18 protein-coding genes and 1 riboswitch are annotated in these 20,080 nt (G+C 38.2%); of the genes, 15 read left to right on the top strand and 3 right to left on the bottom strand.

The window, feature by feature from the left end:
* Window positions 1-10: 10 nt before the first annotated feature.
* Window positions 11-364: a lmo0954 family membrane protein gene (locus tag JFL43_RS11805; RefSeq protein WP_100794979.1), complete on the bottom strand. Its 354-nt coding sequence runs from the start codon at window positions 362-364 to the stop codon at window positions 11-13.
* Between the two features lie 179 nt (window positions 365-543).
* On the opposite strand from JFL43_RS11805, the gene JFL43_RS11800 reads away from it, so the two are divergent.
* The 10 genes from JFL43_RS11800 to JFL43_RS11755 all read left to right on the top strand — a co-directional run bounded on the left by JFL43_RS11800 (window position 544) and on the right by JFL43_RS11755 (window position 11,571).
* Complete coding sequence (locus JFL43_RS11800; protein ID WP_200749197.1) at window positions 544-1,635, top strand: metallophosphoesterase; 1,092 nt, start codon at window positions 544-546, stop codon at window positions 1,633-1,635.
* A 109-nt stretch (window positions 1,636-1,744) separates the two neighbouring features.
* Window positions 1,745-2,572 (top strand): undecaprenyl-diphosphate phosphatase, encoded by an 828-nt coding sequence (locus JFL43_RS11795; RefSeq protein ID WP_100794977.1) that lies wholly within the window; start codon window positions 1,745-1,747, stop codon window positions 2,570-2,572.
* 131 nt (window positions 2,573-2,703) lie between these two features.
* Window positions 2,704-3,414 carry a response regulator transcription factor gene (locus JFL43_RS11790; RefSeq protein WP_200749246.1) on the top strand — a complete coding sequence of 237 codons (711 nt, stop codon included), beginning with the start codon at window positions 2,704-2,706 and terminating at the stop codon, window positions 3,412-3,414.
* On the top strand, window positions 3,404-4,762 hold the full coding sequence (locus JFL43_RS11785; RefSeq protein WP_200749196.1) for a sensor histidine kinase: 1,359 nt from the start codon (window positions 3,404-3,406) through the stop codon (window positions 4,760-4,762). Before JFL43_RS11790 ends, JFL43_RS11785 begins: the two co-directional genes overlap by 11 nt.
* A gap of 1 nt (window position 4,763) precedes the next feature.
* Window positions 4,764-5,282 carry a PepSY domain-containing protein gene (locus JFL43_RS11780; protein WP_200749195.1) on the top strand — a complete coding sequence of 173 codons (519 nt, stop codon included), beginning with the start codon at window positions 4,764-4,766 and terminating at the stop codon, window positions 5,280-5,282.
* A 6-nt stretch (window positions 5,283-5,288) separates the two neighbouring features.
* Window positions 5,289-5,453: a PepSY domain-containing protein gene (locus tag JFL43_RS23505; protein ID WP_407701976.1), complete on the top strand. Its 165-nt coding sequence runs from the start codon at window positions 5,289-5,291 to the stop codon at window positions 5,451-5,453.
* A 91-nt stretch (window positions 5,454-5,544) separates the two neighbouring features.
* Window positions 5,545-6,501, top strand: coding sequence for a PepSY domain-containing protein (locus JFL43_RS11770; protein WP_200749193.1), 957 nt, complete (start codon window positions 5,545-5,547; stop codon window positions 6,499-6,501).
* Window positions 6,502-6,747: 246 nt separating this feature from the next.
* Window positions 6,748-6,926: riboswitch (cobalamin riboswitch) on the top strand.
* A gap of 118 nt (window positions 6,927-7,044) precedes the next feature.
* On the top strand, window positions 7,045-9,333 hold the full coding sequence (locus JFL43_RS11765) for a ribonucleoside-diphosphate reductase subunit alpha (protein ID WP_200749245.1): 2,289 nt from the start codon (window positions 7,045-7,047) through the stop codon (window positions 9,331-9,333).
* A gap of 12 nt (window positions 9,334-9,345) precedes the next feature.
* Complete coding sequence (locus JFL43_RS11760) at window positions 9,346-10,386, top strand: ribonucleotide-diphosphate reductase subunit beta (protein ID WP_200749192.1); 1,041 nt, start codon at window positions 9,346-9,348, stop codon at window positions 10,384-10,386.
* A gap of 222 nt (window positions 10,387-10,608) precedes the next feature.
* Window positions 10,609-11,571, top strand: a complete 963-nt coding sequence (locus JFL43_RS11755; RefSeq protein ID WP_200749191.1) for a 2-hydroxyacid dehydrogenase — start codon at window positions 10,609-10,611, stop codon at window positions 11,569-11,571.
* A 320-nt stretch (window positions 11,572-11,891) separates the two neighbouring features.
* Here the strand turns inward: JFL43_RS11755 and JFL43_RS11750 are convergent, their stop codons facing one another.
* Together JFL43_RS11750 and JFL43_RS11745 are read right to left on the bottom strand one after the other, a co-directional pair.
* Complete coding sequence (locus tag JFL43_RS11750; protein WP_200749190.1) at window positions 11,892-13,079, bottom strand: MFS transporter; 1,188 nt, start codon at window positions 13,077-13,079, stop codon at window positions 11,892-11,894.
* Between the two features lie 467 nt (window positions 13,080-13,546).
* Window positions 13,547-14,335: a TIGR00266 family protein gene (locus JFL43_RS11745; RefSeq protein ID WP_100794970.1), complete on the bottom strand. Its 789-nt coding sequence runs from the start codon at window positions 14,333-14,335 to the stop codon at window positions 13,547-13,549.
* A 187-nt stretch (window positions 14,336-14,522) separates the two neighbouring features.
* Here JFL43_RS11745 and JFL43_RS11740 point away from each other — a divergent pair, with 187 nt between their 5' ends.
* From JFL43_RS11740 to JFL43_RS23500, 5 genes are all read left to right on the top strand, one after another.
* Window positions 14,523-16,001, top strand: a complete 1,479-nt coding sequence (locus JFL43_RS11740) for an aldehyde dehydrogenase family protein (RefSeq protein WP_200749189.1) — start codon at window positions 14,523-14,525, stop codon at window positions 15,999-16,001.
* 23 nt (window positions 16,002-16,024) lie between these two features.
* On the top strand, window positions 16,025-17,197 hold the full coding sequence (locus tag JFL43_RS11735; RefSeq protein WP_200749188.1) for a saccharopine dehydrogenase family protein: 1,173 nt from the start codon (window positions 16,025-16,027) through the stop codon (window positions 17,195-17,197).
* 314 nt (window positions 17,198-17,511) lie between these two features.
* Window positions 17,512-18,681 carry a CaiB/BaiF CoA transferase family protein gene (locus JFL43_RS11730; RefSeq protein ID WP_200749187.1) on the top strand — a complete coding sequence of 390 codons (1,170 nt, stop codon included), beginning with the start codon at window positions 17,512-17,514 and terminating at the stop codon, window positions 18,679-18,681.
* 1 nt (window position 18,682) lies between these two features.
* Entirely contained in the window at window positions 18,683-19,894 is a 1,212-nt protein-coding gene (locus JFL43_RS11725; protein ID WP_200749186.1) for an acyl-CoA dehydrogenase family protein, read from the top strand.
* Window positions 19,895-19,931: 37 nt separating this feature from the next.
* Window positions 19,932-20,063 (top strand): RAxF-45 family protein, encoded by a 132-nt coding sequence (locus JFL43_RS23500; RefSeq protein WP_407701974.1) that lies wholly within the window; start codon window positions 19,932-19,934, stop codon window positions 20,061-20,063.
* The last annotated feature ends 17 nt before the right edge of the window (window positions 20,064-20,080 follow it).

The raw sequence follows: 20,080 nt of genomic DNA, 5'->3' as shown, positions 1-20,080 counted from the left end.
ATTTTCCTCCTTATTTAGATAATTCAGTCCATTGGTTTTCAAAGTTTGTGAATGGATCGTCTGATTTTGCAGTAATAATAGTAGTAGTTGTATCATTACCGTCCCATTTACGAACGATATACCAAAGTCCAACGATTGCGATTAAGCCAATAAAGCTTGGAACGTTCGATATAGCTGTTAGTAGACCAGCGATTGCGACAAGAGCCCAAATGATTTTTGCAAATGTAGAATCACTTTTTAAGTAGAAGTGAATTCCTGCATATAGGATAGCTGCTGAAATAGCCAATCCTGCCATAGCACCAAGTGAACATAAAATAGTAATAGCGGCAATGACGCCGATGATAAATAACCCGACCTTTCTCATAAGAAAGTGCCTCCCTTCGTTTGTATCTTCATATTACGCTTGGATTTACTTTGGACAAACAGTCTTGAAATGCATTTTCAACTAAGACTTGAGTCGTAGAAGCTACTAGGTACGGCTTAGACAGGTCGGCTGTTACTTGAAGTGCTATACTAACAGGACATATATCTAGGAGGGATTTTATGCGAGCGAGAATAGGATTCGGCTTAATGGGATTGCTGCTATACAATGCGATCGTTTACTATTTAGGTTGGAATGTGTATGAATGGATTTATGTGGCATTTTCTTTCCATGGACCGATTGCTTTTAGTATTATTTGGGCAATCATTGCATATAGCATCGTAATTGGCCGTATTCATCATAAGTTGCGTCTATTTAAAATTATAGGTAGTTACTGGATGATCGTAATGCAATATGGCTTGCTGTTGTTCCCGATAGCAAATTTACTCGTATGGCTTGTGCCAGGCGTACATACAAAATGGATTGGATATGTCATTGTTATTTTAATGACTTTCATTGTTGCAATCGGCAGTTATATGGCTTATTCACCTGTTGTGAGAAACCTTACTATTAAAATACAAAAAACAAATCCGTTGCAAAAACCGTTGCGTATGGTCATAGGCTCCGATTTTCACTTAGGTATTTTATCGAATAAAACACATTTAAATCGTTTCGTAAAAATGTCTAATGAAGCAAAACCAGATGTCATCTTCCTAGTTGGCGATTTAGTCGATGATGATCCAGTTTGGTATGTGGAATACGGCATGAGTGAAGTGATGAAGCAACTAAAAAGTACATATGGTATATATGGGGTGTTAGGCAATCACGAATATTACGGTCGCAAAATTCCGCTCTTTGTACATGAGATGGCTGAATCAGGTGTCCGCATTTTACAAGACGAAACAATATTAGTGGCAGAATCGTTTTATGTTACAGGAAGAGAAGATAAAACAAATACTAATCGTAAATCGTTAGAAAAACTGGCAGAAACAGTTGATCACAAGCTACCGTGGATTGTCATGGATCACACGCCGTCTGATATTGAAACACCAAGTAAGATCGGTGTTGACATACATTTATCAGGGCACACACATTTAGGGCAAATGTGGCCAAATCAATTCATTACGCGGAAAACGTTTGAGCACGATTATGGTTATAAATTAAAGGTAGCAACGCATACAATTGTGTCATCAGGATTCGGATTTTGGGGACCACCAATTCGTACGAATAGTCGCTCTGAAATGTGGGTTGTAGACGTTTTGCTTACCGAGTAATTTTTTACATAACTGTAAAAGTGCAATGATGTTGACTGTGGTATGATAGTTTTGCTAGAAATGGCGTGTTGATTCGGCATTTCAATTTACAAAAGAATAAGGAGATACTATGGAATTTATAGAATTATTAAAGGCTCTAATATTGGGCTTGGTAGAAGGTATGACGGAGTTTGCGCCTGTTTCATCTACAGGACATATGATTATTGTCGATGATATGTGGCTGAAAACAGAAGAGTTTTTAGGGATGTATTCTGCTAACACATTTAAAATTGTGGTGCAGCTAGGCTCAATTTTAGCTGTTGTCGTTGTCATGTGGAAACGATTATTTAGTTTAATCGGTCTTTATAAAATTGAAGGTCAACCAGCAAACCGTAAATTTAACTTAATCCATGTCATTGTAGGGATGTTACCCGCTGTTATTTTAGGTTTTGCATTTAAAGATTTAATTGATGATTATTTATTTAGTGTAGAGTATGTAATAATTAGTTTATTTGCAGGAGCTATTTTAATGATTATAGCAGATAAATTCGGGCCCAAAAGACCGAGTGTTACTACTTTAGATAAAATTACGTACGGCCAAGCGTTTAAAATTGGTTTAGTACAATGTCTATCACTATGGCCAGGATTTTCGCGCTCAGGTGCAACTATTTCTGGTGGGGTATTGCTAGGTTTAAATCATAAAACGGCAGCTGATTTTACATTCATTATGGCTGTGCCAATTATGGCAGGTGCCAGCTTAGTATCTGTAATGAAAAATTGGCAGTATATGACGATGGATTATATCGGTTTCTACGTAGTCGGCTTCGTTAGTGCATTTGTCTTTGCATTATTATCAATAAAATTCTTCTTAAAATTAATCGATAAAGTAAAACTAACACCTTTTGCAATTTACCGTATTATTGTAGCGATTGTCTTAGCAATTATCGTGTATAAATAAAGATTTCTACCTTTCCTTTTTGATAGAGGAAAGGTTTTTTTTTATAAAAATTTAATGTGCCTTATAGTTCTTCTCATGGAATTTTCATAATGACATGGTACTATAAAACTAAAAAATGGCTGGTGAATATAATGTCTGAACGCATTTTAATCATAGAAGATGAAGAGAAAATTGCACGTGTACTGCAACTCGAATTAGAGTTTGAAGGCTATGCAACTGGAATTGCTCATACGGGAACGGATGGGCTTATTTTATATCGTGAACAGCAGTGGGATCTCGTTTTACTTGATGTCATGCTTCCAGGTTTGAACGGATTAGATGTGTTAAAGCGCATTCGTGCGACAGAATTTAATACACCTGTTATTATGCTGACTGCTAAAGGTGATGTTGAGGATAAGGTGACGGGGTTAGATCTTGGAGCTAATGATTATATGACAAAGCCATTTGAAATTGATGAGTTATTAGCAAGAATTCGCGTGGCACTACGTTTTAATACAAGTCAACAGGAAGCTAAAGTGAAACAGGATGAATTTTTCCATGAGTATGCGGGGTTGTCCATTCATGAGCAGACTCGTGAGGTGATTAGAGATGAGTATTCCATTGATTTAACGCCGAGGGAATATGGATTATTGCTATATTTAATCAAGCATCCAAAGCAAGTATTGTCTCGTGAGCAAATTTTAGATGCTATATGGGGTTATGACTATTACGGCGATACGAATGTTGTTGACGTTTATATCCGTTACGTGCGACAGAAAGTGGATAAAAAAAGTAAAAACACTCTTATTCAAACAGTTCGTGGCGTCGGTTATGTATTAAAGGAGCAAGTAAATGAAGCTTAAGACGAAAATTCATATTTTCTCTTCGCTACTTATGCTAATTATTTTAGTGCTAACGATGATCGGTATATATTTTTTATATGAAAAAATGGCTTATGATACTGAGTATAATCAGCTATTGTCCGAGTCAGGGGAGCTTGTGACGTCCATTAGTCAAACTAGTAAAATAAATGACCCAGCAACGATTTTACGTGCCTATATTCCGCCAAAGGGAGCCATTCGCGCTATTGATACGAATGGTAAATCGCTTGTTGCTGTCCAATCTACCGAAGGAATTGAAGAAATACGTCCCGCAATTGAAGAAGGTAAACGATATTCAGTTGAAGAGTACGAAGGTATACCTGTATTATCAATGAGCCTACCAGCTATTTGGGTGGATGGTTCTGTCGTGCATATTCAAATGTTACAGTCAATGAAGGGTGTTGCAAGGAATCTAGAGTTGCTGAAGCTCGTTTTACTTGGCGTGACAATTATTGCTACTATTCCTATCGTGCTTTCAAGTATGGCGCTCGGTCGCCTTGTTACACAGCCCATTTATCGGCTAATTGCAACGATGCAAGAGAGCAGTAAATCAGGAACTTTTGAAAAGATAGCTGTACAAAAAAATGGTCGTGATGAAATGGCTGAAATGGGTCATACATTTAACGATATGATGAGCCAGCTTGAGCAAAACTATCGTAAGCAGGAACATTTCGTATCCAATGCTTCCCATGAATTGAAAACACCTTTGACTGTAGTTGAAAGCTATGCGCGCCTGTTAAAACGTCATGGTTTTGAAAATAAAGAAGTAGCAAATGAAGCGGTGCAAGCAATTTTAAGTGAATCGATTCGTATGAATGCAATGATTCAGCAAATGCTTGAATTAGCAAAAAATAAAGAGCGGTCACCACTAACAATCACATCTGTTGATGCTTATAAAGTATTGGAGGATACACTGCATCAAATGCACCAAGCGTATGGTCGTAAATTTAATTTAGTAGGAAAAGGGCCAGCTATAACGAAAACAGACGAGCAAAAGCTTAAACAATTGTTCTTTATTTTTCTAGAAAATGCGCGCCATTATAGTGCGCGAGAAATTAATGTTGGTGTGGCCCGAGAAGGAGCGGAAATAGTCGTTCGCATTCAAGATTTTGGACAGGGCATTGCGGAAGATAAAATTCCTTATTTATTTGATCGCTTTTACCGAGTTAGTGAAGATCGCAATCGTAAAAGCGGAGGTACTGGCTTAGGCTTGGCCATTGCGCGCGAGATTTCAGAGCGTTTAGCAATTGATATCACAGTATTAAGTACCCTTGGTGAAGGAACTACAATCATACTCAAATTTGTAAATTATGATGAGGAGGAACAATGATATGCATATTCGTGAAAAACTACCGATACTTTTCATTGTGTCACTCATTATAATTGCAGGTATTCTTAGTATTGCTATTTGGAAAAAACTAACGAATGAGACCCCGCAGACAACGGCAGAAATTGTGAAGAATATTGAAACGATGTACGGAGGAGAAATTATTTTTTTCCTTGCTGAAGATGATCAATATAAAGTGCAACTCCAAAGAAATAATGCTATTTATAATCTTAAAATAGACCCATATTCCGGCAAGGTTCTGCAGATGAAGCAGGAGAAGATGGATGTCACGGAAAAAGCAGAGTATTTATCAGAAACTGAAATTCGTAAAATTGTGAAGGAACAATACAAAGGAAAAATTGAAAAAATGACTTTGAACACACAAAAGGAAGAACCAGTATATCAAATAGAGATTGTAAATAATAAAAAAGAAACTAACTTATTGATCGATGCTCTTAGCGGGGAAGTCCTATCAGAAATACAAGCCGGTGTGGAGCAAGATTCTTCAATTAAGTCGAAATAGGATGCCATTAAGATTGCAAAGAATAAGCTAAATGGTGCTGTGGAGGACATTTCCTATTATGATACGAGTGATGGTGGTTATTACTTAGTGGAAATAGAAGGAGATGAGAAAGAAGCCATCTTTCAAATCCATGCTATTTCAGGCAAAGTACTCTCAATTACCTGGGATTAATAATTTCTCATTAAACTCTAATCTTTCTCTCCTTAATCTTTCATTTTCATTGTGTAAAGTATAAGTAACGACAATGAGGAGGCAACAAATTATGAAAAAAATGATTACAGTATTAGCAATTACGGGATCACTTGCAGTAACGGGAGTAGTTGCGGCAGCAGGCATTCAAAATAACTCAGGTAAAATTTTATCATCAGAAGAAGTATCAAAAAAAGCACTCAGCTATGTAAAGGGTACAGTTTATAAAGTAGAATTGGACAAAGAAAAAGGCATTCAAGTATATGAGATTGATGTACAAGGTGAAAATAATAAAGAATACGAATTAAAATTAGACGCTAAAACAGGCGAATTGCTTAAAAAATCGATGGAAATTTCAAAAGTATCTAACACAAACACTTCTAAAAAAGTAATTGGTCTAGCAAAAGCGAAAGAAATTGCTTTAGGATCAGTAAAAGGTTCTGTAAATAAAGCGAAGTTAGATCAAGAAGATGGCATTTACGAAATTGAAATAGTTAAAGCAGGCTATGAATATGATTTCGATATTAATGCTTATACAGGTAAAATCGTGAAAAAAGAGCAAGAAAAATTTTCAAAAAAAGTAGTAACAGGCAAAGTAATTGGTTTAGAGAAAGCGAAACAAATTGCTCTATCTAATGTCGGTGGTACAGTTCAAAAAGCAAAATTAGATAAAAGCGATGGCGTATACGAAATCGAAATCATTAAAGGCACTACAGAATATGATTTTGAAATCGATGCGAAAACAGGTAAGATTCTTGTGAAGGAATCAGAAGAAGTAGACGCTCTATCAACGACAATTAATAAACCAAAGCCTTCAAATGCAACAACTACGAATATGGTCATCGGTGATAAAAAAGCTTCTCAAATTGCTTTAACAAAAGCGAAAGGTACAATTACTAAAATTGAACTAGATGAAGAAGATGGTGTATATGAAATTGAAGTAAAAGATGGCGTGTACGAATATGATTTAGAAATTGATGCTACGACAGGTGTCATTCTAGACTTTGAAAAAGAATATGAAGATGACTAATTTTCTTTGAAAAGAATTTTTAGCTACTCAAAATACAATTTTGAGTAGCTTTTTAATATTTCTTTGCATAAAAACAATTCATTTTTCCTGTTTTGTGAAAATATTAAAATCCAAAAAGATTCTATCAGGGAAATATAAAACAATTTTCATAGGTCTTTTGCTTTCATTTACTTTAATTTTGTGTTTGGACTTGTATGAAGGGAACACAATATGTTAGATTAGATTCATTGATAAAACACAATATATAGTATGTGAGCGAGAAAAGGTACCATATACGGTTTAAAAGGGAATTCGGTTAAGAAACCGAAGCTGTCCCCGCAACTGTGAATGCGGACGACTGTCAAATGACCACTGAGCAATGCTTGGGAAGGATGACAGGAGGATGACGCATGAGCCAGTAGACCTGCCATTTTTCGCCTGACAACACTTTCTTCGGGGGTTGAGAAGTGGAGGCGAGCGACTTTGCATTTAACAATTTACTTTTGATTACAAAAGTATTTTTTGTTGCGATTTCGACTGTTTCCAATTTTAAAACCTAGAGCGATGGCTCTGCCGAAGAAGGCAGATCTATCGCTTTTTATATTTGTAAATAAAGGAGACAACAATATGGTTCAATTAATGACAGATGAAAGAGCAACATTACTATCTCGTATAGAGGAAGAGTTTGGAAGAGAAGAGATCAGTCCACTCATTCGAAAAGCTGAACGCTGGACAGACAAAAATCCGGAAGGTACAGATGCTGAATGGACAAAGGCAATGAGTCTAGAAGCATTAAGTTTATTAGATGAGGAAGAAACATTTTGGACATTCGTTGCGGCTCGTTTGTTATTGATGGACGTTTATAGCGAAGCTTCTACAGTACGTCATTTAGAAGTTGGACAAGTATACACAGCATTTGCCACACAAGTTGAGAAACTTGTCGAAAAAGGTTTATATGACCCTGCTTTAACAGAGTCATATACAAAGCAGGAACTTGAGGAAATCGGCTTAATGCTAGAGCCTAAACGAGATGAAATTTTTACATACATCGGCTTAAAAACATTGTTAGACCGTTATGTAGCACGTGATTATGACAAAACACCAATCGAATTACCTCAGGAACGCTGGATGATAATTGCGATGACACTGATGCAAGATGAAAAAACAGACCGCCTTGCAAAAATTAAAGAATCTTACTGGGCAATGAGTAATTTATATATGACTACGGCAACACCGACATTATCAAATGCGGGTAAAACACATGGTCAATTATCAAGCTGCTTTATCGATACAGTCGATGACAGCTTACAAAGTATTTATGATTCAAACACTGATGTTGCAACACTTTCAAAATTTGGTGGCGGTATTGGTGTTTATATGGGGAAAGTACGAAGCCGTGGGTCATCTATTCGTGGCTTCAAGGGCGCATCAAGCGGTGTCGTTCCTTGGATTAAACAATTGAATAATACAGCAGTATCAGTAGATCAACTAGGTCAGCGCCAAGGTGCGATTGCGATTTACCTTGATATTTGGCATAAAGATATTTTCCCGTTCCTTGATTTAAAACTAAATAATGGAGACGAGCGTATGCGTGCACATGATATTTTCACTGGCGTTAGCTTACCAGATATTTTCATGGAGGCTGTTGAAGCTCGTGAGGATTGGCATTTGTTTGACCCGCATGAAATTAGCGAAGTAATGGGCTTCAATTTAGAAGATTATTATGATGAAAAACGTGGCCAAGGCTCATTCCGCGAAAAATACGAGGCGTGCTTAGCGAACCCAATATTAACACGTGAGACAGTGCCAGCAATCGATATTATGAAACGTATTATGCGTAGCCAATTAGAAACTGGTGTACCATTCATGTTCTATCGTGATGAAGTAAATCGTAAAAACCCAAATAAGCATGAAGGTATGATTTACTCGAGTAATCTATGTACAGAAATTTTCCAAAACATGAGCGCTACAAAGTTCGAGTCCATTACACTTGAAGACGATGTCATTGTAACGCGCCGTAAACCAGGAGATTTCGTTGTCTGTAATTTATCGTCTATCAACCTAGGACGTGCAGTACCTGCTGATGCCTTGGAAAGGTTGATACCGATTCAAGTGCGTATGTTAGATAATGTTATCGATTTAAACCATATTCCTGTACCACAGGCAGAGCGTACAAATGCACGTTACCGCGGTATCGGTCTTGGTACATTTGGTTGGCATCATTTATTAGCACTGAAAAGTATTGCTTGGGAATCGGAGGAATCCGTTGAATTTGCTGACAAGCTTTATGAGCAAATTGCTTATTTAACAATCCAAGCGTCGATGGAATTGGCAAAAGAGAAAGGCGAATACCCATTATTTGAAGGTTCAGACTGGCAAACAGGCGAATACTTCTCAAAACGTCAATACGAAGGAGAGAAATGGGCTGTATTACAACAAGCAGTTGCCAAAAATGGTATGCGTAACGGCTATGTGATGGCTATTGCACCAAACTCAACAACTTCTATTATTGCAGGAAGTACTGCAAGTATCGACCCAATCTTCCAAAAATCTTATTCTGAAGAGAAGAAGGATTATAAAATTCCTGTAACTGTTCCTGATTTGAACCAAGAAACAACTTGGTATTACAAATCTGCTTACTTTATTGATCAAAACTGGACTTTAAAACAAAATGCAGCACGTGCCCGTCATATTGATCAAGGTATTTCGCTTAACATATATGTACAAAATACAGTAAAAGCAAAGGAACTATTAGAATTGCACTTGAATGCTTGGAACTACGGCATTAAAACGACTTATTACGTTCGCTCAACTTCGGTTGAATTATTAGAATGTGAATCATGTGCAAGCTAGGGGGAACTAACGATGACAAAGCTAGAACAACGAAAATTGATGGATAAAACAGCTCCAAACCGTTCAACAGGTATTGTGAACGGGAGCTCTTCAAATATTTTAAACTGGGATGATGTCCGCTTTAGCTGGGCATATCCAAAATACAAACGTATGCTAGGAAACTTCTGGACTCCGTTTGAGATTAATATGGGAAATGATATTAAAGAGTTTCCAACCTTAACGGCAGATGAAAAAGAAGCGTTTATGAAAACAATCGGTTTATTGGCTATGTTAGATAGCGTGCAAACAGACTACGCAGGTAAAGTGGCTGATTATTTAACAGACTCAAGCTTGAATGCCCTTATGATTATCCTTGCGCAGCAAGAAGTAATTCATAATCACTCTTACTCATATATCCTTTCAAGTCTAGTATCAAAAGATGAGCAAGATAAAGTATTTGATTTCTGGCGTACTGAACCAGTACTTGAAAAACGTAATGACTTCGTAATTAAAGGGTATCAAACATTTTCTGAAGAGCCGAATATTGATCATATGTTAAATTCCATCGTCTATGATGTCATTTTAGAAGGATTATTCTTCTATTCTGGTTTCGCATTTTTCTACCATTTAGCCCGCAACCAAAAAATGGTGGCGACGAGTACGATGATTAATTATATTAACCGTGACGAACAGCTTCACGTAGATCTTTTCGTTAAAATTTATAAAGAATTATTAGAAGAATATCCTGAATATGATACGCCAGAACGTGCTAAGCAGGTTGAGGCAATCTTCCGTGAAGCAGCAGCACTTGAAATTGAATGGGCAAATGAAGTAATTGGCGATAAAATTGATGGCTTAGATGTAGATGATGTAGAAGATTATATTTACTTCTATACAAATGTGCGCTGTTCACAATTAGGCTATGAAAGACCATTTGAAGGCTATCGCAAAAATCCGATGAAATGGATTAAAGCATACGAGGATGTCGATTTAGGGAAGACAGATTTCTTCGAACAACGCTCACGACAATATGTGAAGGTGAATGTTCAAGATAATGGGTTTGATGATCTATAATTAGAATCTAAATAGCCCATGTAGAGAAAGCGCATGTACAAAAACAATTAAAACAAGTGGCTGTTTAGTTAGAAACAACAGTAAAAGCATTTGGATTTTAGATACTATTTTAATGGCCAAAATATAATTGGCTATTGGAATAGTATTTTTGTATGCATTTATATCAGATTATTTAGATAATATGATACGCTTTAGGAGAGTGCTTTAAAGGAGGTCGTTTATATGAAACCATTAGTCTGGATTACTAGGCAATTACCGGAGGAGGGCATTGCACCGATACGAGCAATGGCTGAAGTTAAGATGTGGCCATCAGCAGAGCAACCGATGCCCGTTGAAGAATTAAAAAAAGCAGCTGCAGAAGCAGATGTGATGTGGGTGATGATTTCTGATCAAATGACCCGTGAAATAATTGAAAATGCGCCGAAACTAGAAATAATTACTAATTTGGCAGTCGGATACAATAATATTGATATCGAAGCAGCAAAGGAAAATGGCATTACGGTAACAAATACGCCAGATATTTTAACAGGAACGACAGCGGATTTAGCTTTTGCTTTAATGCTCGCAACAGCTCGTAGAATACCAGAGGCGGAGCGTGAAGTACGCGCGGGGAAATGGACAGGTTGGTCTGTCACTCAACTGACAGGAATGGATATTCACGGAGCAACTTTGGGCGTTGTTGGTATGGGACGTATTGGTGAAGCAGTTGCTCGTCGCGGAAATGGTTTTGATATGAAAGTTTTATATCATAATCGTACAAGAAAACCAAAGGCCGAAGAACAATACGGTTTTGAATATGCCGAGCTAGATAATTTGTTGAAGGAATCAGATTTCGTCGTATTACTAACACCTTTAACCCCTGAAACAAAGGGCTTAATCGGTAAAAGAGAAATCGCTTTGATGAAAAATAGTGCCATACTCATTAACGTCGCACGCGGTGGAATTGTAGACGAACATGCGCTATACAATGCGCTGGAAAACAAAGAAATCTGGGCAGCGGGACTGGACGTATTTGAAACAGAGCCAGTTCCAGTTGATCATCCATTATTATCATTGCCGAATGTCGTCGTACTTCCTCATATAGGTAGTGCCTCCATTCGTACACGTAATAATATGATGGCGAAAAACGTAGAGTCCATTGTTACTTATTTACAAGGAAAAGAAATTCAAAGCCAAGTCAAATAACGTGAAAATGTGCCAGCTAGACTTCATTGTCTGTGGCACATTTTTGTTATAAAGTATCAGGTGTGTTGATTAGGGAAATATTAGGCTGTTATTTACCGTTAAAATGGTTTTTTATGTTCAATATTAACGTATGTTACTACCTGTTTTAGTTGATTGTAGCGGAGGGTGCTCGACTCCTGTGGGAAATACAAGCGAACCGAGACCCTGCACGGAGCGTAGCGGTGCTTGCCCGCGGAAAGCGAGCATCCCGTAGCGGAAATCAACCTACTACTTTAATGGTAATGGTTAAAATTGGTTAATCAACACGCCTGATAAAGTATTTATCTCTTTCGTAACATCAAAAATAAAAAGAATAAAATCGGCAAAATAAATAGTGTAGTTGATGCGATGCCAATAGAAATTGTTGTATATAGCGCTAACAAGCCAATAATGGGCCCACCAGCAATTTGCCCGATCGCATCAAGTTGGCCAAACATTGATAAAGCAGTTGCGCGTCCCTGTGCCTCTAATCTTTCATTCGTCATCACACTCATTAATGGATAATTAATATCGCGTAATGCACCAGCTACCCAGAAAGTTATGATAGCAAGTAAAAAGTTTGAGCTTAAGGCAAATACAAGCATCATCACAAGCAATAGAGCATTGGCGATTAAAAGGACAACAGGATAATTCTTATTAAATCGTCCTTCCACAAACTTTAATGCAACGATATTTAACAAAAATGCTACCGCATAAAAGGCACCAAACCAATAGATGGAATCATCTTCAGGTAGTTGGAAATCTTCAATGAAATGAGCGCCCCATAATCGATCATATCCCTCACTGGCTAATCCTAAAAATATAGTAATAATCGCGATACTAACTAACATTGTATTACCTTTGATTTGTCGCGCACCGTGTCGAATTGTCGTTATCAAATGGTGTACTGCAGAAATATTTTTTTCGCGGGTAATTTTAATGAATTTCGTTTCAGGCATTGTGAAAACTGCACTGAAAGCAAGCAAAATTAATAACACTCCAGCCGTAATAATCGATATTTGGACAGAAAACAAAGTAGCGATACAAACGCTGAATACAATTCCGAGAAATCGACCTAAAGAGCGAAATTGTGCACCTTTTAAAAATACCAAATCTAAATTTTTTCCATCTAATTCATCCGCAATCCAAGCCTCTTCAGCACCGCTAATGAATGTCCAACCTAATCCCCACAGCCCTGAAGCAATAGCAATCAGCCAAAATGAAGGGAATAAACCTTCAAGAAGATGTGCAAAGCCGATAATAAAGGTTCCGATAAATAACGAACGTTTACGACCAAAATGATCAGCAACTAAACCGGTGGGCATTTCAAAAAGAAATACGGATATTTCCATAATCGTACCAATAAGCACAAGCTGCAACGGATTTAATTCCGCAGTCACAACGTAATAAATTGCACTCAATGTGAATACCATTTGAATAAGCAGTGAACGTGAACTTGTGATTGCATAATAAATACTTTTTGTTTTCAATTTTTCTCCCTCCAATTAATTAGAATAACGGAGGCCAAATTACTAGCATTGAAACAGCATGCCCTCCGAGTTGTCTTTGAAAGTTTTTAAAGTACTTTTCATATTCGTCCACTCCTTTAAGAAAATTATTGTAATTATAACATGGAAAATATAAGTATATTAAAGTGTTTTTGGAAAATTAAATATTTTGTAACTGACTAGTAATAGGGGGATGAGTTTTTATATTTGTGTAATGGAGAGACTAGGGTGAGGATATTTTTTGGACAAGTGTAATGAGGATCTCGCTCGAAAGTGCTTTTATTCCAACAAAAAACCTACTCTATAGTTAGAGTAGGTTGAGTCATAATAGTTGTGCTCTCAGTCGTAGAAGAAAGAGCTCTAGTTAGACGAGCACTTTGGGCCAACAGGATGTTGGTCATACAACCGTTGCGACAGGACGTCGCGTACTTAGGTTACACCTTCTTTCTTTATTTGTTAAACGCTTTAAATAGTCCGCCGATTCCGCCTTCGTCTACTGATTTGCCGCCTGTTTGTGGGGCTGCTGCGAATACGCGGCTTGCTAGGCGGCTGAATGGTAGTGATTGGATCCATACAGTTCCAGGTCCGCGAAGTGTTGCGAAGAACAGGCCTTCGCCGCCAAATAGTGCTGTTTTTACGCCTTTGACCATTTCGATATTGTAATCAACATCTGCTGTCATTGCGACTAGACAACCTGTATCTACTCGTAATGTTTCACCAACTTGTAGGCTTTTGCGTACAATTGTCCCTCCTGCGTGAACGAAGGCCATCCCATCACCTTCAAGTTTTTGCATGATGAAACCCTCACCACCGAAGAAGCCTGTTCCTAATTTACGTTGAAATTCGACGCCAATTGAGACACCCTTAGCAGCTGCTAAGAAAGCATCCTTTTGGCAAATAATTTTCCCGTTATATTGGCTTAAATCCATTGGGATGATTTTACCAGGATAAGGAGATGCGAAGGAAACATGTCTTTTTCCTGTACCATCATTTGTGAATGTTGTGATGAATAGACTTTCACCTGTCACAAGTCGTTTGCCAGCACCCATTAATTTGCCCATTAAGCCGCCACCGCCACTATTTGAAGCATCACCAAAGACAGTTTCCATGCGAATGCCGTCTTCCATCATCATTAATGCACCAGCTTCAGCAATGACCGTTTCTTGTGGATCTAATTCTACCTCCACAAATTGCATATCATCACCGAATAATTTGTAATCAATTTCATGATTATTCATCTTATTATTCCTCCAATTTTCAAACTCTATTTAATTATTAATACGATTAGAGATTTTAAAAGGTTTCATGAATTTCCAGTTAAGAAAAAATAAGTTAGTTCGATTTGCGAAAAATAAAGGAGATTTGGATTGTTTGTAGAATATATAATAACTGAGAGAGCGTTTTCATGTAAAAGGAGGAATTGCTGTGAAGTTACAAAATTTTATCGGAGGTCAATGGGGAGCCTCTGAAGATTTGAAATTCGTACCCGTTATTAATCCTGCAAATGGTGAAGAACTGGCGCAAGTGCCTATGTCTTCAGTAGCAGTAGTAGAGCAAGCAGTAGAAGTTGCTAAAAAGGCTCAAAAAAGTTGGGCACTCGTACCAGCGCCAAAACGTGCCGATTATTTATATGCAATTGGCTTGAAGATGAAAGAAAAGAAAGAACATTTAGCACAGGTGCTTACGAAGGAAATGGGTAAGGTTATTGAAGAAGGTCGGGGAGAAGTACAAGAAGGTATCGACATGGCATTTTATATGGCGGGCGAAGGGCGACGTTTGTTTGGGGAAACAACACCATCAGAGTTAGCCAATAAATTTGCGATGAGTGTTCGGGCGCCAATCGGTGTTGTCGGCCTAATTACACCGTGGAATTTTCCAGTAGCAATTGCAACTTGGAAATCTTTTCCGGCAATAATTGCAGGGAATACATTTATTTGGAAGCCTGCTACAGAAACGCCAATGATGGCTTATGAAATGGCGAAAATTTTTGAAGAAGTGGGTTTACCAAAGGGAGTTGCTAATGTCGTTTTTGGTTCCGGTTCAGAAGTGGGCACGGCATTAATTGAGCATCCGGAAGTCAAAGTCATTTCGTTCACTGGTTCAACTGCTACGGGAAGTAAGGTAGCAGAGTTGGGCGGCCGTCATTTGAAGAAAGTATCTCTTGAAATGGGCGGCAAAAATGCAGTAATAGTTATGGATGATGCCAATTTAGAGTTAGCAGTTGAAGGTATTTTATGGAGTGCATTTGGTACAGCGGGTCAACGATGTACTGCATGTAGTCGAGTAATTGTGCATAAAGATGTAAAAGCAAAGCTGGAAGATCGCCTCCTAACAGCTATGCAACAATTAACAATTGGTGATGGTTTAGATGAGTCGGTGAAAATAGGTCCGGTTATTAATAAAACTGCATTATACAAGATTAATAGTTACGTAGAAATTGGCCGGCAGGAAGGCGCGAAGTTGTTGGCGGGTGGCGCTATTTTGAAAGATGCACCTTATGATCAAGGCTTTTATTATGAGCCAACATTATTTACTGATGTAAAATGGGATGCACGTATTGCGCAAGAGGAAATTTTTGGGCCAGTTGTGTCATTGATAGAAGTCGCAAGCTTAGAAGAAGCGATTGAAGTAAATAATAGCGTGCAATTTGGGCTTTCTAGCTCCATCTTTACACAAGATATTAACCGTGCATTTCAGGCACAACGCGATTTAGATACAGGTATCGTATATGTCAATGCTGGTACAACTGGGGCGGAAATCCATTTACCATTTGGAGGTACTAAAGGAACGGGTAATGGTCATCGTGATTCTGGTGTTGCTGCCCTCGATGTGTATACGGAATGGAAAAGTATTTACATCGACTACAGTGGCAAGCTGCAACGAGCACAAATCGATACGGAATAATAACAACGAAGGGGGAATTTTAGATGAAGGTAGCAGTATTAGGTGCCGGTTTAATGGGGAAAGAAGTTGCGCGTGATCTAGTTAAAAGTAGCAAGGTTGAAAAGGTGTATTTAGCGGATTTAGATGTGGGGCAAATGACGTTATTTGCTGAGTTATTACAATCAGATAAATTAGAAGTACTCTATTTAGATGCCAATGATGATGCAGAATTAGAAAAAGTTATGACAAAAGCAAATGTTGTGATTAACGCTCTTTTCTATACATTTAATGAAAAAGTCGCACGTATGGCAATTGAAGTTGGCGTACATTCAGTCGATCTTGGTGGGCATATCGGTGGCGCAACAAATGCTGTATTAAAGTTATCTGATGCTGCTAAAGAAAAAGGTATTACAGTTATTCCTGACCTAGGTGTTGCTCCGGGTATGATTAATATTTTGACAGGCTATGGCGCATCAAAATTAGACCATGTTAACTCGATTAAATTATATGTTGGTGGTATTCCATTAGAAAAAGAACCGCCGCTAGATTATAACGTTGTGTTCTCTCTTGAAGGAGTATTTGATCATTATACAGATCCTTCTCATGTTATTCGTGGTGGTAAATTGCAGGAAATCACTTCTTTGACAGAGATTGAAACGGTTTATTTTGACGGCTTTAACGGTCTTGAAGCATTCCACACTTCAGGCGGCTTATCAACATTGGCGAAGACTTTCTCAGACGTTACTACGTTAGAATACAAAACTGTTCGGTATAAAGGTCATGCTGAGAAGTTCAAGCTACTTGTTGATTTAGGATTAACAAATAAAGAAACAAAAGTTAATGTAGACGGTAATATTATTAAAGCTCGAGATGTATTACGCGAAGTACTACAAACTAAAATGTCTTTAGGTGATAAATCAGATGTAGTATTATTGCGAGTTGTCGTTGCTGGTGAAAAGGCTGAGGAGCTTGTATCTTACGAATATGAAATGATTATCGAAAAAAATAAAGAAATCAATGAAACCGCAATGGCTCAAGCAACTGCCAATACAATTTCTGTAGTTGCACAGTTAATTGGAGATGGCACGATTTCGGAGCGCGGGGTGTATCCACCAGAAAAAGTTGTTCCTGGTGAAAAATACATGCAAGAAATGCAAAAACGCGGTGTAAACATCAAAGAGACCAAGCACCGTTCTACAAATATTGTGAAAGGCTAAAGGGCACCTGTCATAATTTGTTTTTATGAGGCATAAACAGTGAAGGAATCTCGAAAAACCCAAAGATTCTCCCTATTACTTCGAACTGAAAAGTTTGAATATTTACAATAATGTATTGAGGGAGTAATTTTTAAAAAACCATGAGTTATAAAATGCATAATTGAATTACGTTACAAATATGACTACCTAATCTGTTGAAAGCCAAAACCCGGTTTTTCGTCGCAGATACGAGCCAGTTCAATTTGACACTCAGTATATTCACGGGAGTCTTTTTGAATTGGCTTTTTTATTGACCGAAGAAGAGAGGTGACAGGATGTCTGGTGCTTTAGAGAATATTCGTATTATCGATTTATCTCGAGTGCTTGCGGGACCATACTGCACAATGATTTTAGGAGATTTAGGTGCGGAGGTCATTAAAATAGAAGATCCTGATGGCGGAGATGAGACACGGAAGTGGGGCCCTCCATTTCAAGCAGATGTAAGTGCGTATTATTTAACAGCAAATCGTAATAAAAAGGCCATTACACTCAATTTGAAGGAAGAAGAAGGGCGCGAGGTTATTAAAAAGCTCGTGCAGGACAGTGATGTCATTATCAATAATTTTAAAACAGGTACGATGGAGCGTTTTGGCTTAAGCTATGAGACACTTATCGAGATTAATCCAGGCATTGTCTATTGCTCGATTACTGGCTTTGGTGAGACCGGGCCGAAACGTTACGTACCAGGGTATGATTTTATTATCCAAGGAATGAGTGGTCTGATGAGTATTACGGGAACATCAGAAACGGGGCCGCAAAAAACAGGGGTAGCTATCACAGATGTGCTCACGGGTTTGTATGCATGTATAGGCATTCAATCAGCATTACTAGAACGAACTCGATCAGGAATTGGTCAAAAGGTAGATATCGCATTATACGATTCTGCAGTGAGTGCACTAGTAAATGTAGCAAGTAGCTATTTAATGTCTGGTAATACCCCAGCAGCTATTGGCAACGCACATGCCAATATCGTACCGTATCAGACGTTTAAAACTGCGGATAGCGAAATGGTTATTGCGGTTGGGAATGACCACCAGTTTGCAGCACTTTGTGAAGTATTAAAGGTACCTGAATACGCACTGGATGCACGTTTTCATACAAATCCAGATCGCGTAAGACAACGTGATGAATTGATCCCTTTACTGCAAAGAGCTTTCTTACAGGAATCTACAACCTACTGGTATAAAGCATGTCGTGAAAAAAATATTCCAGCTGGGCCGATTCAAAATATACAAGAAGTGGAACAAGATGAGCAGTTACAGGCTCGTGATATGTTCATCTCATATGATCATCCGACAGCAGGTCCTATTAAAATGATTGGGAGTCCGTTGAAATTATCAAGAACACCTGTGACAGTTAGACATCACCCGCCAAATCATGGTGAGCACAACGATGAAATTTTAAAGCCTTTGTTTGAGGAAATTACACAAAAAGGGGAGAGTTAATATGAATTTTGAATTTACTGAAGAACAGAAAATGCTGAGAAATACGGTGCGTGCTTTCGTGGATAAAGAAATCATTCCTCATATTGGTGAGTGGGATAGTCAAGGGAAGTTTGATCCAGCTATTTTACCAAAGCTATCGGCTATAGGTTTAATGGGTGTTTGCATTCCAGAAGCGTACGGTGGTAGTGGTATGGACTATAACTCTTTAGCAATAGTTTGTGAAGAACTAGAGCGTGGTGATACAGCATTTCGTACGGCTGTGTCCGTGCATATAGGTTTAAATAGCATGACTCTTCTACAGTGGGGTAATGAGGAGCAAAAGAAAAAGTACCTCAACCCTCAAGCTAAAGGTGAAAAAATTGGTGCCTTCGGATTAACTGAACCAGGAGCTGGATCTGATGTAGCTGCTATGACAACAAATGCGGTATTAGTTGGTGACCATTATATTTTAAACGGCCAAAAAACGTGGATTTCTTTATGTGATGTAGCGGATTATTTCATTATATTTGCTTACACAGGTGATCGTTCATTGAAGCATAAAGGTATTTCAGCTTTCATTGTAGAACGTACGTGGGAAGGTTTTTCGTCAAAAGCGATTAAAGGGAAGTATGGTATTCGCGCGGGTAACACGGGTGAGTTATTCTTCGAAGATGTAAAGATACCAAAAGAAAACTTATTAGGTGAAGAGGGAGAAGGGTTTAAAATTGCGATGGCTGCATTAGATAACGGCCGTTTCACAGTAGCAGCGGGGGCGGTTGGTTTATCGATGGCATGTATCGAGGAAAGTGTGAAATACTGTCATGAGCGCCACACATTCGGTAAATCAATTGGACAGCATCAGCTTGTTCAGCAAATGATAGCGAAAATGGAAGCTGGTTACCAAATGAGTCGTCTACTTGTTTATCAAGTAGGCGAATTAAAAAATCAAGGGATTCGTAATACACGCGAAACATCCCTTGCAAAATGGCAGGCGTGTGATTTCGCTAACAAAGCAGCAGATGATGCAGTGCAAATACACGGTGCGTATGGATATTCTGATGACTATCCAGTTGCCCGTTTCCTGCGTAACTCAAAAGCGCCTGTTATTTATGAGGGAACACGTGAAATTCATACGCTAATGCAGGCAGATTATGTATTAGGTGTGCGTGTGGATAAACCGTTAAATCATATGCTGCCTAAATGGCCATTTGAAATTGATCACCAATTATGTTAGACTATTCATAATTATTCGAAACGGAGGTGAGGAAAGAATGAATAACGTTGTGGATGCATATGTTTATACTTTGGAATTTTTGCCAATTACATGTGCAATTTCTTTCGATTTTGCGAACAACGGGATAAGTGCGCCCATTTTTCAACAAAATCAAACAATCCACAGCTGATTAGCCATTCTTTCCAA

Origin of the sequence: Viridibacillus soli (genome assembly GCF_016612995.1) — a bacterium.
Lineage (GTDB): Bacteria > Bacillota > Bacilli > Bacillales_A > Planococcaceae > Viridibacillus > Viridibacillus soli.
Note: the sequence above shows the minus strand (reverse complement) of the source record. Positions and strands in the feature narration are given on the sequence as shown.

Coding starts and splice junctions, on each gene's coding strand:
- JFL43_RS11730 (WP_200749187.1), top strand. CDS start 17,512: ATGTCTGGTGCTTTAGAGAATATTCGTATTATCGATTTATCTCGAGTG.
- JFL43_RS11745 (WP_100794970.1), bottom strand. CDS start 14,335: ATGAATAATCATGAAATTGATTACAAATTATTCGGTGATGATATGCAA.
- JFL43_RS11760 (WP_200749192.1), top strand. CDS start 9,346: ATGACAAAGCTAGAACAACGAAAATTGATGGATAAAACAGCTCCAAAC.
- JFL43_RS23500 (WP_407701974.1), top strand. CDS start 19,932: ATGAATAACGTTGTGGATGCATATGTTTATACTTTGGAATTTTTGCCA.
- JFL43_RS11785 (WP_200749196.1), top strand. CDS start 3,404: ATGAAGCTTAAGACGAAAATTCATATTTTCTCTTCGCTACTTATGCTA.
- JFL43_RS11800 (WP_200749197.1), top strand. CDS start 544: ATGCGAGCGAGAATAGGATTCGGCTTAATGGGATTGCTGCTATACAAT.
- JFL43_RS11790 (WP_200749246.1), top strand. CDS start 2,704: ATGTCTGAACGCATTTTAATCATAGAAGATGAAGAGAAAATTGCACGT.
- JFL43_RS11805 (WP_100794979.1), bottom strand. CDS start 364: ATGAGAAAGGTCGGGTTATTTATCATCGGCGTCATTGCCGCTATTACT.
- JFL43_RS11770 (WP_200749193.1), top strand. CDS start 5,545: ATGAAAAAAATGATTACAGTATTAGCAATTACGGGATCACTTGCAGTA.
- JFL43_RS11735 (WP_200749188.1), top strand. CDS start 16,025: ATGAAGGTAGCAGTATTAGGTGCCGGTTTAATGGGGAAAGAAGTTGCG.
- JFL43_RS11765 (WP_200749245.1), top strand. CDS start 7,045: ATGGCTCTGCCGAAGAAGGCAGATCTATCGCTTTTTATATTTGTAAAT.
- JFL43_RS11755 (WP_200749191.1), top strand. CDS start 10,609: ATGAAACCATTAGTCTGGATTACTAGGCAATTACCGGAGGAGGGCATT.
- JFL43_RS11795 (WP_100794977.1), top strand. CDS start 1,745: ATGGAATTTATAGAATTATTAAAGGCTCTAATATTGGGCTTGGTAGAA.
- JFL43_RS11780 (WP_200749195.1), top strand. CDS start 4,764: ATGCATATTCGTGAAAAACTACCGATACTTTTCATTGTGTCACTCATT.
- JFL43_RS11725 (WP_200749186.1), top strand. CDS start 18,683: ATGAATTTTGAATTTACTGAAGAACAGAAAATGCTGAGAAATACGGTG.